This is a genomic window from Streptomyces sp. WAC04114 (assembly GCF_019733245.1).
Lineage (GTDB): Bacteria > Actinomycetota > Actinomycetes > Streptomycetales > Streptomycetaceae > Streptomyces > Streptomyces massasporeus_A.
In genome coordinates, this window is sequence record NZ_JAIGQA010000024.1 from 1 (window position 1) to 13,340 (window position 13,340).

General features: G+C 72.7%; 12 protein-coding genes. 5 read left to right on the top strand and 7 right to left on the bottom strand.

Annotated elements, in window-relative coordinates; translation table 11 throughout:
• Positions 1–1,652: DUF3488 and transglutaminase-like domain-containing protein (locus K4G64_RS09720; protein WP_221755619.1), on the top strand; the 1,652-nt coding region annotated here is incomplete at its 5' end.
• Between the two features lie 185 nt (positions 1,653–1,837).
• On the opposite strand, the gene K4G64_RS09725 is transcribed toward K4G64_RS09720, so the two are convergent.
• From K4G64_RS09725 to K4G64_RS09735, 3 genes are all read right to left on the bottom strand, one after another.
• Positions 1,838–2,236 (bottom strand): DUF3040 domain-containing protein, encoded by a 399-nt coding sequence (locus K4G64_RS09725; protein ID WP_190898107.1) that lies wholly within the window; start codon positions 2,234–2,236, stop codon positions 1,838–1,840.
• Between the two features lie 281 nt (positions 2,237–2,517).
• Positions 2,518–3,324 carry a methyltransferase gene (locus K4G64_RS09730; RefSeq protein ID WP_221755620.1) on the bottom strand — a complete coding sequence of 269 codons (807 nt, stop codon included), beginning with the start codon at positions 3,322–3,324 and terminating at the stop codon, positions 2,518–2,520.
• 322 nt (positions 3,325–3,646) lie between these two features.
• Entirely contained in the window at positions 3,647–4,210 is a 564-nt protein-coding gene (locus K4G64_RS09735; RefSeq protein WP_221755621.1) for an SAV_6107 family HEPN domain-containing protein, read from the bottom strand.
• Between the two features lie 168 nt (positions 4,211–4,378).
• Between K4G64_RS09735 and K4G64_RS09740 the strand changes: the two genes are divergently transcribed.
• The 4 genes from K4G64_RS09740 (at position 4,379) to K4G64_RS09755 (ending at position 9,899) form a co-directional block, all read left to right on the top strand.
• Positions 4,379–5,212, top strand: coding sequence for an ATP-binding cassette domain-containing protein (locus K4G64_RS09740; protein WP_308122303.1), 834 nt, complete (start codon positions 4,379–4,381; stop codon positions 5,210–5,212).
• Positions 5,184–7,268: a YhgE/Pip domain-containing protein gene (locus tag K4G64_RS09745; RefSeq protein ID WP_221755622.1), complete on the top strand. Its 2,085-nt coding sequence runs from the start codon at positions 5,184–5,186 to the stop codon at positions 7,266–7,268. The genes K4G64_RS09740 and K4G64_RS09745 overlap by 29 nt, the downstream gene beginning before the upstream one ends.
• Before the next feature lie 47 nt (positions 7,269–7,315).
• The gene (locus K4G64_RS09750) at positions 7,316–7,945 is read left to right on the top strand and encodes a TetR/AcrR family transcriptional regulator (RefSeq protein WP_221755623.1); all 630 of its coding nucleotides are present in this window, start codon (positions 7,316–7,318) and stop codon (positions 7,943–7,945) included.
• 463 nt (positions 7,946–8,408) lie between these two features.
• Complete coding sequence (locus K4G64_RS09755; RefSeq protein WP_221755624.1) at positions 8,409–9,899, top strand: NAD(P)/FAD-dependent oxidoreductase; 1,491 nt, start codon at positions 8,409–8,411, stop codon at positions 9,897–9,899.
• A gap of 27 nt (positions 9,900–9,926) precedes the next feature.
• Here K4G64_RS09755 and K4G64_RS09760 read toward each other — a convergent pair whose 3' ends face one another.
• From K4G64_RS09760 to K4G64_RS09775, 4 genes are all read right to left on the bottom strand, one after another.
• Entirely contained in the window at positions 9,927–10,865 is a 939-nt protein-coding gene (locus K4G64_RS09760; RefSeq protein WP_221755625.1) for a hypothetical protein, read from the bottom strand.
• 56 nt (positions 10,866–10,921) lie between these two features.
• Entirely contained in the window at positions 10,922–11,845 is a 924-nt protein-coding gene (metF, locus tag K4G64_RS09765) for a methylenetetrahydrofolate reductase [NAD(P)H] (RefSeq protein WP_221755626.1), read from the bottom strand.
• 98 nt (positions 11,846–11,943) lie between these two features.
• Positions 11,944–12,603, bottom strand: a complete 660-nt coding sequence (gene thiE, locus K4G64_RS09770; RefSeq protein WP_221755627.1) for a thiamine phosphate synthase — start codon at positions 12,601–12,603, stop codon at positions 11,944–11,946.
• Positions 12,604–12,877: 274 nt separating this feature from the next.
• Positions 12,878–13,243, bottom strand: a complete 366-nt coding sequence (locus tag K4G64_RS09775; RefSeq protein ID WP_221755628.1) for an Rv2175c family DNA-binding protein — start codon at positions 13,241–13,243, stop codon at positions 12,878–12,880.
• Between the last annotated feature and the right edge of the window lie 97 nt (positions 13,244–13,340).

Sequence of the window (13,340 nt, forward strand, 5' to 3'; positions counted from 1 at the left end):
GGGCGGGCGCGGGCGGTGGCCCGGGCGGCGGGGGCACGATCTCCGCCGTGAATCCCCTGGTGTCGCTGCGGGACAGTCTGAACGCGGACGAGGACCAGCAGGTGCTGTCCGTGCGGACCAAGATGGAAGACGTCTCGGACCTGTATCTGCGGATCGTGTCCCTGGACGACTTCGACGGCACCACCTGGAAGCCGTCCCGGCGCTCCATCACCGCCGTCCCCGACGGCACCTTCCCGGACCCGATCGGCCTCAGCCCTGACGTCGAGCGCACGGAGATCGACACCACGATCTCGGCAGCCGACTGGTACGCCCAGGACTGGCTGCCCATGCCGTATCCGCCGAGCGGCGTGCGCATCAGCGGCAACTGGCGGTACGAGCCGCAGGGCATGACGCTGGTCGGCGATCACGGGCAGAACACACGAGGCCTGACGTACCAGGTCAAGAGCCTGGACGTGCGGCCGACGGCGGAGCAGCTCGCCTCGGCGGGACCGCCGCCCGCGGACGTCGAGGGCGACTTCACCGAGCTGCCCGACTCGCTGCCGTCGGTGGTGGGCCGCACCGCCCGCAAGGTCACCGCGGGCGCCGCCGACCCGTACGACCAGGCGGTCAAGCTGCAGGACTTCTTCGCCGTGAACGGCGGCTTCGAGTACGACACGCAGGTGCAGGTCGGCAGCGGCTCGCAGGCGATCGCCCGTTTCCTGAAGGACAAGCAGGGCTTCTGCGTGCACTTCTCCTTCGCGATGGCGGCGATGGCCCGCTCCCTGGGCATACCGGCCCGCGTCGCGGTGGGCTTCGCGCCCGGTTCCCCGCAGGCGGACGGCTCGGTGTCGGTGGGGCTGCGGGACGCGCACGCCTGGCCCGAGCTGTACTTCGAGGGCGTGGGCTGGACCCGCTTCGAGCCCACTCCGAACCGCGGCTCGATCCCGTCGTACACCGTGCCCGACAACGCCGACAGCTCGGCGCCCGACCAGGCGCGTCCGTCCGAGTCGGCGTCCACCGCGCCCTCCGCGGCGCCCTCGGCGCGCGAGTCCTGCACACCGGAGCAGAAGAAGCTGGACGGCGGTTGCGCGAGCGAGTCTCCGCAGGCGGCGCTGCCCTCGGACGGCGACGGCCCGAAGTGGTACGCGTTCCTGGTGTGGGCCCTCGCCGGTCTCGCCGTCCTGGCGCTCCCCCTGGCGCCGATGCTGTGGCGGCTGCGGACGCGCAGGGCCCGGCTCGGGGCGCACGGCCGCGGCGAGGCGGACGCGGCACCGCACACGCTGGCCGTCTGGCAGGAGCTGACCGACACGGCGTGGGACTACGGCATCACGCCGGACGAGTCGCAGACCCCGCGCAAGGCGGCCGCCCGCATCGTCCGCCTCGGCAACCTGGACGCGACGGCAGCGGCCTCGGTGCACCGGGTGGCGAACGCGGTGGAGCAGGTTCTGTACGCACCGCATCCCCGCCCGGTGGCAGGTCTCACGGACGATGTCCGCCGGGCGACGGCGGGCCTCGGCGCGGCGGCCGGCCGTCCGGCGAGGCTCCGCTCGCTGCTGGCTCCCCGCTCCACCGTGCGGGTGGTGTGGTCGGCGTCGGCCTGGTGGACGAGGGTCCGGGAACGGGCGCCGGCGCTGCGGCCGACGTGGCGGAAGGCATCGGGGCAGCAGGGCTGAGCGGGCAGCGGTACACGCGGCGGAGGCCGGTCGGTGGTGCGGGCGCACCGGCCGGCCCTGCTGTGTCCGGGCCAGGCGAGGGCTGCCCGCGACCTGCGCGGGCATGCGTCAGGGGGTGACCACCGGATCGGTGGTCACCCCCTGACGTACGTGTTCACGTAGTCCTGGAGAGGCTGCGCGGAGGGTTAATGGCCGCCCTGCTCGTCGCGGCGCTTCTGCCAGCGCTGCTCGATGCGGTCCATTACCGAGCGGCGCTGCCGACCCTGTCGGCGAGCCTGGTGACCCGCGGCACCGCCGGCCTGTTCGCCCGGCTTGGGGGCCTTGCGCCAGCCGGTCACGGCGAGCACCGCACAGCCCAGCATGACGAGGAAGCCCACGACGCTGAGCCAGACCTGCTTGGCGACCATTCCAGCCATGAGGAGCGCGATACCTACGAGGAAGCCCGCGACCGCCTGGTAGACCCGTCGCCGGGTGTACGTGCGCAGCCCGCTTCCCTCAAGCGCTGTCGCGAACTTGGGATCTTCGGCGTACAGCGCTCGCTCCATCTGCTCGAGCATGCGCTGCTCGTGCTCCGAGAGCGGCACGGAGTCCTCCTCATCGTGCAGTCGCCGGGGGCGACCCGGGGGGTCTCTTCAGGATAGGCAGGGAATCGCCCCCGTGAAACCCGCCCCTCTGCGCCAACTGACCAACCGGAACCCGCCATGGCCGGTCCCGGCTCGCTGAGGCTTCCATTCCCCGGCGGCCGACCCGTCATGCCGGAACGGTCTCCCTCGATCATACGGCGCGCCGCCCCCGTTCGGGGGGCCTGTGGCGTACTCCATGCGCAGCCAAGGCGCTGATCAGCGGCGGTACCTCACGAAGCGGCTCAGGCCTCGGCAGCCCCACCGGTCTCGTCCGCCCCACCCGGCACAGCGGCCTCACCGGTCTCACCCAGCACGTGCAGCTGCGTGGCCACCGAGTGGAACGCGGGGAGCTCGGCCGCGGCCTCCTCCAGCTTCAGCAGCGCGTCCAGGGCTCCGGGCTCGGTGTCCACGAGGACGCCGGGCACGAGGTCGGCGAAGACCCGCACGCCGTGCACGGCACCGACGCGCAGGCCCGCACCCTCGACCAAGCCGGTGAGCTGCTCGGCCGTGAAGCGGCGCGGCACGGGGTCACCCGCGCCCCATCGTCCGTTCGGGTCGTCGAGCGCCTGCCGGGCCTCCTTGAAGTGCCCGGCGAGGGCGCGGGCCAGCACGGCACCGCCGAGGCCGGCGGCGAGCAGGCTGAGGACACCCTCCGCGCGCAAGGCCGCCACCGCGTTGCGGACGCCTTCTGCCGGGTCGTCCACGTACTCCAGGACGCCGTGGCACAGCACCACGTCGTAGCCACCGCGCTCGGCCACGTCGAAGAGGCCGTGGGCGTCGCCCTGGACGCCCTTGACCCGGTCGGCGACGCCGGCCTCGGCGGCGCGGCGCTCCAGGGCGAACAGCGCGTTGGGGCTCGGGTCGACGACGGTGACCCGGTGGCCGAGACGGGCGACGGGCACCGCGAAGTTGCCGCTGCCGCCTCCGGTGTCGAGGACGTCCAGCGACTCCCGACCCGTGGCCTTGACCCGGCGGTCGAGGGCGTCCTGGAGGACCTCCCAGACCACGGCGGTACGGAGTGCGGCGCGGGGGCGCATCGGGTCCGACACGGCAGTTGACTCCTCGGCGCGGCACCGCCTCTTGCACGGCGGCGCGAATGGTGCGTCTCCCCCGGCCCCGGCCTCGGGGAGGGAAGACTTCAGGCGTCCCCCACCCTATTGCCTCGGCCACGGCGTCCGGATGACCCGGCCCCGGGATGCCGCGCGGGTGAGGCGGGCCCGGTCCCGGGATTACCCCGCGGGTCAGGCGGGCCCGGTCCCAGGAACCCCCGCGGGTCAGACCGCCCCGGTCCCAGGAACCCCCGCGGGCCAGGCCGCCCGGGTCCCGGGAGCCCCCGCGGGTCAGGCCGCCGGGCCGCGTTCGGCGCACGTCTCAGCCCGCGTCCGGCATGTCCCTCCCCGTGCCGGGGTCCTCCGGCCGGTCCTGGTCCGGGCGGGGCTGCGGAAGGACCGGCTGGAGGACCAGCATCCGCTCGACGAGGCGCAGGAACATCGCCACGTCCCGTATCAGGTCGTCCGCGTCCCGGCCGGTGGCCGCGTCCTGGATACCGGCCTCGGCCCGGGCACGACGGCGGGCGCCGGAGGCGAACAGCGCGCTCCACTCGGTCAGTTCGGGAGCGATCTCCGGGAGCACTTCCCAGGCGCTGCGGATCTTGGCCCGGGCCCGGGGGGAGGTCTCCGGACGCCCCCGGGCGGCGAGCACCGCGGCGGCGGTGCGCAGGGCAGCGAGGTGGGCCGTGGCGTAGCGCTCGTTGGGCGTCTCCAGGGCGGTGGCCTCGTCGAGGCTCGCGCGGGCCTGGGCGAGCAGGTCGAGGGCGGCGGGAGGGGCCGATGCCCGGCGCAGTACGGGGTGCACGTCGCTCGCCGGGCCGGTCAGTGAGGGGGCAGGGCCGGTGGCGCGGCGCCGACGGGCGGCTGCTGCGTGATAGCTGGCCATGACGAACCTCCTGTCGTCTGGGTGACGGCACGTCCCGTCACGGAGTGCCGTATGTGACCCATCGTGAGGTATGGCACTGACAATCCGTTCTGACCTGCCGTTTTGCTTCGTTCGTAGGTTCGGAGTAGTTTTTGCACTGACCAGTCAGTTCAAATTCAGGGGAGACTCGTGGGGGAACAGGCGGGAGGGGTGCGGATCGTCGCCGACGGCCTCGGGATCAAGGGGCCACGGGGGTGGGCGGTCCGCGGGATCTCCGTCGACGCCGAGCCGGGTGCGCTCATCGCGGTCGAGGGCCCGTCCGGGTCCGGCCGTACGTGCCTGCTGCTCGCGCTGACGGGGCGGATGAAGGTCTCGGAGGGCACGGCCGCCGTGGGCGACGCGCGGCTGCCGAAGCAGATGGCGGCGGTGCGCGGCATCAGCGCGCTGGCGCACGTCCCGGGGGTCACCGACCTCGACCCGGCGCTGACCGTCGCCGAGCACCTGCGGGAACGGGCGCTGCTCCAGCGGCGGTTCGGCGCCTCACTGCGCGGACTGCTGCGGCCCCCCGGCGAGCGGGCGGCCGAGGCCAAACGGCGCGTGGAGGCCGCGCTCGAAGCCGCCGGGCTCGACCTCGAGGCACTGCCCAAGGGGCCGCGCACGGCCGTCCGGGACCTGGAGCGCCTGGAGGCACTGCGACTGTCGGTGGCGCTCGCCCTCGTCGGGGGACCGCGGCTGCTCGGCATCGACGACACCGACCTCAAGCTCTCGGACGGTGAACGCGGGGAGGTCTGGGCGCTGCTCAGGTCACTGACCGACGCCGGGACGACGGTCGTGGCGGTGTGCAGCGAGGCTCCCGAGGGCGCCGTCAAGGTCTCCACCGCGGACAGCCGCGAGGAGCCGCCCGCGCAGGACGAGGCAGACCGGGCCGAAGAGACCGACCAGGCCGAAGAAGCCGACCAGGCCGAAGAAGCCGAACGGGGAGAGGAGAAGGCCGGTGCGTTCACCGAAACTGGCCGCGCTTGAGCTGCGCCGCTTCGGGCGGGGGAAGCTGCCGCGCGCCGCGCTCGTCGCGCTGCTGGTGCTGCCGTTGCTGTACGGCGCGCTGTACCTGTGGTCGTTCTGGGACCCCTACGGCCGCCTGGACAAGATCCCGGTGGCGCTGGTGAACGCCGACAAGGGGGCGACCGCCGACGGGAAGAAGATCACGGCGGGCGACGACATCACCAAGGGCCTGCACGACAGCAAGACCTTCGACTGGCAGGAAGTGAGCGCCGACGAGGCCCGCAGGGGCGTCGAGGACGGCAGCTACTACCTGTCGCTCACCCTGCCCGCCGACTTCAGCGAGCGGATCGCCTCCAGCTCCGGCAACACCCCGGAGACCGGAGCCCTCCAGGTGCGCACGAACGACGCGAACAACTACATCGTCGGCCAGATCTCCCGGACGGTCTTCGGCGAGGTGCGGCAGGCGGCGTCCACGAAGACGTCCCGGTCCTTCCTGGACAAGATCTTCGTGTCGTTCTCCGACATCCACGGCAAGACCGTGAAGGCGGCGAAGGGCGCCGACCGGCTCAACGGCGGCATCGACAAGGCCGAGAAGGGGTCCAAGGACCTCGCCGACGGCCTGAAGGACGCCAAGGACGGCAGCGGCAAGCTCTCCACCGGCCTGAAGAAGCTCCACACCGGCGCGGGCGACCTGGAGGACGGCTCGAAGCAGGTCGCCGAGGGCACGCAGAAGCTCGCCGACCGGGTCAACGGCACCGCCGACAAGGTCGGCCCCTTCCTGAAGGGCAACGAGAAGACCATCGGTGACACCGCCCAACTGGTCGCCGACTCCTCCGGGTTGATCCGCAAGCACCTGGACACCCTGGTGAAGACGGCCCCGACCGCCGCCAAGGGCGCCCGCGCCGCGTCCGGCACGCTGACCGACGTCTACGCCCGGCGCTGCGACGACCCCGCCCTGCCCGACGCGGCCTGCTCCGACCTGAAGAAGGCCAAGGACGCCGCCGCCGACGTGACCACCATCGCGGACGACCTCAACACGCTGATCGCGGACCAGGACGGCGACCTGGACAAGCTCGACAAGAACCTCGCCACCCTCCAGAAGCAGTCGCAGGCCCTCGCGGACCGCGCACCGCATCTCTCGGAGGACCTCGCCGACGCCGTCAAGAAGATCAACAAGCTGAACGACGGGGCGGCCGAGGTCGCCGCCGGTGCGAAGAAGCTGCACAAGGGGATCGGCACGGCCAAGACCGGCGCCGTCGACCTGGACAAGGGCGTCGGCAAGCTGAAGACGGGCGCGGACGATCTCAACGGCGGCATCTACAAGCTCGTCGACGGCTCCGGCAAGCTCGCCGGCGGTCTGCACGACGGGGCGGAGAAGATCCCCGACTACGACGAGCAGGACCGCGACCGGCGCACCGAGGTCATGGCCGACCCCGTGCGGCTCGCCTCGCACGACATGCACAAGGCTCCCAACTACGGCACCGGCTTCGCCCCGTACTTCATCCCGCTGTCCCTGTGGGTGGGCGCGATGGTGGCGTACATGCTGATCGCCCCCATGAACCGGCGGGCGCTCGGGGCGGGCGCACCGGCGTGGCGGATCGCGCTGGCGGGCTGGCTGCCGGTGGTGGCGATCGGGGTGCTCCAGACCGTGGCGCTGATGTCGGTGCTGCACTGGGCGGTCGGTCTGGAGATGGCGCGGGCGGCCGGGACCGTGGGCTTCCTGTTCCTGGTGACGGCGTGCTTCGCGGCGATCGTGCAGTGGCTGAACGCGCGCTTCGGCGCGGCGGGCCGGATCCTCGTCCTCGCGCTGCTGATGCTCCAGCTGACCTCGGCGGGCGGCACGTACCCCGTCCAGACCAGCCCCGGGTTCTTCAACGCGCTCCACCCGTTCCTGCCGATGAGCTACGTCGTCGAGGCACTCAGGCGGCTCATCACCGGCGGTGGACTCGAACCGGTGTGGCACGCGTGCGTGGTGCTGACGGCCTTCACCGCGGGCGCGCTCGCGCTGACCGCCGTGGCGGCCCGCCGGCGCCAGGTGTGGACGCTGGACCGGCTGCACCCGGAGCTGAGCCTGTGAGCCCCACCGTCACCTCCCCTGGAGAGGTTCCTGTGACAATCAGGACCATGGAAAGCAGCAGTGCCGCGTCGGGCGGCAGCACGCGCCGCGAGGCCACCCGGCAAAAGCTCTACGAGGCAGCCGTCACGCTCATCGCCGAGCAGGGGTTCTCCGCCACCACCGTGGACGAGATCGCCGAGCGTGCGGGGGTCGCGAAGGGCACGGTCTACTACAACTTCGCGAGCAAGTCCGTTCTCTTCGAGGAACTGCTGCGGCACGGAGTGAGTCTGCTGACCGCCTCCCTGCGGGAAGCGGCCGACCGCACCGCGCGGGAGGGCGGCAGCAAGGTCGACGCCCTGGACGCGATGATCCGGGCGGGGCTGGTCTTCATCGACCGCTATCCGGCCTTCACCCAGCTCTACGTGGCCGAGCTGTGGCGCACCAACCGGACCTGGCAGTCCACGCTGATGGTGGTCCGGCAGCAGGCCGTCGCGGTCGTGGAGGACGTGCTGCGCGACGGTGTCGAGGGCGGTGAGTTCAGCGAGGAGATCGACATCCCGCTGACGGCGTCCGCGCTGGTCGGCATGGTCCTGGTGGCCGCTCTCGACTGGAAGTCCTTCCAGGCGGAACGCTCCCTGGACGACGTCCACGCGGCACTGTCCCGGCTCCTGCAGGGGCGGGTCAGCGGCTGCCGCTGAGCGGAGCCGCGCCCCACATGTAGAAGCAGCACATGTGAAAGCAGCACATGTGAAAGCGCCGGTCCGATGTGGCCGCGTCCCCCGCGGGCCACCTCGAACCGGCGCCTTCCGTGCTCCCCCGTGCGTCCCCCCGCACGACCCCCGTTCGGTCGTCCCCCGGTTTCCCCCGTGCCTCGCTCCCGCCGACACCGCCGGCGGAAGGAGCGGATCGTGGGCCGGCTCCGTTCCGGCGCCCCGTGTCGCCGGTGCCGGAGCCGTGCCCCTCTCCGTGCCTCCACTCTCTCGTCCGCGCGGGACGTCCCCCATCCGCGCGCGTACTCAACTCAGCGGCTAGGTAGGCGTACTCACTCCTGCGCACGGGGCCCCACGACGCACCGCCGCCGCCTGGTCACGTTCGCCTCCGTGCCCGTACTCGCAAGACCACCGGCCGGGGTTGTCGGTGGCGGCCGATAAAGTCGCCGGCATGGCACGGATTGCGGTGATCGGCGCAGGCATGGGCGCGCTGACGGCTGCCGCCCGGCTGGCCGTGGCGGGCCACCGGGTGGCGGTGTACGAGCGGACGGACACCTACGGCGGTGCGCTGCGCCGCTTCGAGCGCGAGGGCTTCTCCTTCGACACGGGCCCCGGTCTGCTGCCGCTGCCGGCCGTCTACCGCGACCTGTTCGTCAAGACGGGCAAGGAGCCGCTGGAGTCCTGTGTCGATCTGGTCCAGGTCGACCCGTCGTCGCGGCACGTGTTCGCGGACGGCACCGAGGTGTCGCTGCCGAACGCCTCGCGCGCGGGGGTCGTGGCCGCCCTGGACGAGGCGCTGGGCGCGGACGCCGGGAAGCGCTGGGGCGACTTCCTGGTCCGGGCCCGCGAGGCCTGGGACCGGACCCGCCGGCCGCTGCTGGAGGAGCCGCTGTGGCCGAACTGGCAGGTGCTGGCCGCGCGTGAGCCCTACCCGTCGGTGCCCCACAAGCGGCTGCTGCGCACCCGCCGGGCCGCCACCCTCGCCGAGATCGGCGCCTGGGAGCTGCGCGACGCCCGGCTCACGGCGCTCCTGGAGAGTCACGCCCTCGGCCATGGCCTGGACCCCCGGGTCACCCCGGCGAGCGCGGCCGTCCTGCCGTACATGGAGCACGCCTTCGGCACCTGGTACGTGCGCGGCGGCCTGCGCGAGCTGGCGCGGGCGGTGTACGAGCGGTGCCTGGCGCGCAGGGTCGAGTTTCACTTCGGCGCCGACGTCACCGGTGTGCGGCAGAAGGACGGCCGGGCGTCGGGGGTGGAACTCGCCGACGGGTCGGTCGCGGAGGCGGACTTCGTGGTGGCCGGTGTCGCACCGGGCGTCCTGGAGCGGCTGACGGAGGGGACCCCGCTGCGGGGCGACGGCGAGGTGCTGCCGCAGCCCGCCGCGGCCAGCCGGCTGACGGTGCTGCTCGCCCTGCGCGGCGCCCGCCCCGAGGGCACGGCTCACCGCACGGTGGTCCATGCGCGCGACCGTGACGCGGAGCTGGACGCCCTCTTCGGCACGGCGGCGCGGGACCCGCACCCCACGGTCACGGTTCTGCGGCCCGACGACCCGCGACTCGCCCCGGAGGACCACGAGTCGGTCACCCTGACGACGGTGGTGCCCGCCCGGCTCGACCGGTCCGGCGACGATCTGACCGACCATGTGATCACCGTCGCCGAGCGGGCCGTCCCCGGCCTGCGCGACCGGCTCCTGTGGCACGAGGTGCGCACCCCGGCCGACATCGCGGACGCGACGGGCGAAGAGAGCGGGGCGGTACCCGTGCCGGCCCTGGCGGCGGCCGGCGGGCGGCTGCTGCACCCGTCCAACAGCACGCGGGTGCCCGGTCTGTTCACCGTGGGCGGCTGGACCCACCCCGGCGGCGGACTGCCGCACGCGGGCATGTCGGGCGCGCTGGTCGCGGGACTGATCGTGGAGGGGCCGGAGTTCCGCGGCTCTCAGTGAACGTGCCGCCCCAGGGGGGTCCGGGCTTCAGAAACGGTACTGCTCGTCGTAGCCGTTCCCCTGCGGCTGCTGCCCGCCGCCCTGGTACGGGTACGGCTGCTCCGGCGGCAGTTCCTGCCCGTACTCGTCGGTGTTGCGCTGCTGCGGGACCCACACCCCGCCGGGCGGGGTCTCGCCGCCGTAGGTGCCGGTGTACTGGTCCTGGGTGTAGCCCTGCTGGCCGTAGTACTGCTGGTCACCGTACGTGGTGTCGTAGGAGCCCTGGCCGTAGTTCGAGGAGCCGATGTACGGGTCGGAGTAGGCGGCGTACTGCTGCTGGCCCGTGGCGTCGTAGCCCTGCTGCTGGCCGTAGCCGGAGTAGTCGTAGGAGTACGACTGGTCGGCCGCCTGGGTCGCGTACTGGTCGTGGGGCTGCTGGCCCGCGGCCTGGTACCCGTTGCCGTAGACGCCGTAGGAGCCGGTGTCCTCAGGCATGGGCTGCGGCTCGTAGACGGCCGTGGTCTCGGCGGCCGTCGGGTCGTGGGCGGGGCGGGCGGGGGTGAAGACGTCGTCGCGGTCGTAGTCGTCGTCCTGACGGTGGGCGGCAGGGTCGCGGCGGTAGGCGCCGGCGGCCTCGTCGTCGTAGCCGCCCTCGGCCTCCAGGCCGGAGACCTCCAGGGTCGGCTCCTGGCGGCCCCGCTCACCGCGGCGGCGCTTGCTGCCGCCCAGCGCGGGCGCGTTCATCGCCCAGCCGGACGCGAAGCCGCTGCGGAACGACAGGGTGACGTACGTCTGCCCGACCGCGAAGGCGGCCGCGCCCAGTCCGATCACGACGACCGACGGAATCAGGACACCGACGACGACACCGAGGAACCCGGCGAAGGCCAGCAGACGCCAGCGCAGCCGCGCCTTGTACTGCAGCAGCACCTCGCCCAGCAGCCACAGCGCGACGATGCCGAACGCGATGTAGAGGACCGTCCAGCCCATGTACGCCCCTCTCCCAGTGGCCGTTACGCAGTGTGTCGTATACCGGTGCGAACGGTCTAGGCCTGCGATGAGTGGTGCAGGCCCAGGTTCTCGTAGATCTCGAGTGTCGCGGTGGAGTTGTTGAGCGTGATGAAGTGCAATCCGGGCACGCCCTCGGCGAGCAGCCGCGCACAGAACTCCGTGGCGAATTCGATCCCAATGGAGCGTACAGCGGCCGGATCGTCTTGTGCCGCGAGGATCCGCTCTTTCAGGGCGGGCGGGAACGCGGCGTTGGTGAGCGACCCGATCCGCTCCAGCGTCTTCACGCTCGCGATCGGCATGACCTCGGGGATGATCGGGGTGTCACAGCCGGCGGCCGAGACCCGGTCGCGCAGCCGGAGGTAGTCCTCCGGCTGGAAGAACATCTGCGTGATGGCGTAGTCCGCGCCCGCCCGGCACTTGTCGACGAAGTGGCGGACGTCGGCGTCCCAGTCGGCGGAGCGCGGGTGCATCGCCGGGAAGGCGGCGACGCCCACGCAGAAGTCGCCGGAGGCCTTGATCAGCTCGACGAGTTCGGCGGCGTAGGCCAGGCCCCGGGGGTGCGGCACCCAGTCGCCCATCGGGTCGCCGGGCGGGTCGCCGCGCAGGGCGAGCATGTTGCGGATCCCGGCGTCGGCGTACTGGCCGATGATGTTGCGCAGGTCGGCCACCGAGTGGTCGACCGCGGTGAGGTGGGCGATCGGGGTGAGGGTGGTGTCGGAGGCGATCGCCTCGGTCGCCTTGACCGTGCCCGCGCGGGTGGAACCGCCCGCGCCGTAGGTGACGGAGACGAAGTCGGGTGCCACGGCCTCGACCCGGCGCAGCGCGTTCCACAGGTTCCGCTCGCCCTTCGGGGTCTTGGGGGCGTAGAACTCGAAAGAGTAGGTCGTTTTGCCGGTCGCGAGCATGTCGCGGACGGTGCGGGCGTGGTCCGACCTGATGGATGCGGTGCCGAGGGCCATACCGGCAGGTTAGCCAGGGGTGGTCGGTCCCCCAACCGGGGGCCGACATTTGCCCGGATTGTCCGCTTGTTGTCCATCCCTTGGACAAACCGTCGTAACTACGCCCCCCGCAGTCGCTTCGCGAACTCGGCCGCCGCGGCCCCCGGGTCGTCGGCCTCGGTGATCGCCCGTACGACGACCACGCGCCGGGCGCCCGCTGCCAGGACCTGGTCGAGGTTGGAGAGGTCGATGCCTCCGATGGCGAACCAGGGGCGGTCGGTGCCGAGGCCGGCGGTGTGGCGGACGAGGTCCAGGCCGGGGGCGTGGCGGCCGGGCTTGGTGGGGGTCGGCCAGCACGGGCCGGTGCAGAAGTAGTCCACGCCCTGCTGCACGGCGGCCGTGGCGGCCTCGGACTCGGCGTGGGTGGAACGGCCGATCAGGACGTCGTCGCCGAGGATCGCGCGGGCCGCGGGGACCGGGAGGTCGCCCTGGCCGAGGTGCAGGACGTCGGCGCCGGCGGCGTGGGCGACGTCCGCCCGGTCGTTGACCGCGAGCAGCTTGCCGTGCCGGGCGCAGGCGTCGGCGAAGACGGCCAGGTGCTCCAGCTCCTCACCGGCCTCCATGCCCTTGTCCCGCAGCTGCACGATGTCGACGCCGCCGGACAGCACGGCGTCGAGGAACTCCCCGAGGTCGCCCTGCCGCTTGCGCGTGTCGGTGCAGAGGTAGACCCGGGCGTCGGCGAGCTGGGCCCGAGCGGTGGCGGCTGCGGTGCCGGTCATGCGTGTCCCCCAGGGTGTCGGTGGCGTGCGGGTGCGCACGCGCCCGCGGATCGGTGGCTTCCGGGTGCGGGAGCGCCCCTGTTCCGGAGCGCCCCTGTCCTGCCGCGAACGCCTCGGGCACCCTACGCCCGCCCCCGGGCCCGGATACGCCCGGGCGGAAGGGACGCGAGTCACCCCGGGCCGTGACCCCACGGGCCACGGCCCCCACGTCGGGCGGTTGTTCAGGTCCGGCCCCGCACACACGGCACCGGACGGTTGTCCCGTCGCAGCCGGGTCAGACCGCGAGCGCCTGGGCGCGGCGCTTCACCTCCGTGCCGCGATTCTCGCTGAGCGCCTGCGCAGGGGTGCCGGGCAGGCTGTCGTCCGGGGTGAAGAGCCACTCCAGCATCTCTTCGTCCGTGAAGCCGTCGTCCCGCAGGAGCGTCAGGGTCCCGGACAGGCCCTTGACGACCTTGTCCCCGTCGATGAAGGCGGCAGGGACGTGCAGCGCGCGGTTCTCACCACGGCGTACGGCGATGAGCTGGCCGTCCTTGACCAGCTGCCGCACACGTGTCACCTCGACGCCGAACTGTTCGGCGATGTCGGGGAGGGTGAGCCAGGCGGGGACGAGAGCTTCGATCTTTGCGTCAATCTCGGTCACGGGATCCAGCCTGCCATTTACCACTGACAGTCGGAAGTCGGCGCGGTCCGGCCGGGCGGCCGCGCCCCCCCGTCGGCACCGCCCCGCGGCCCCGCGA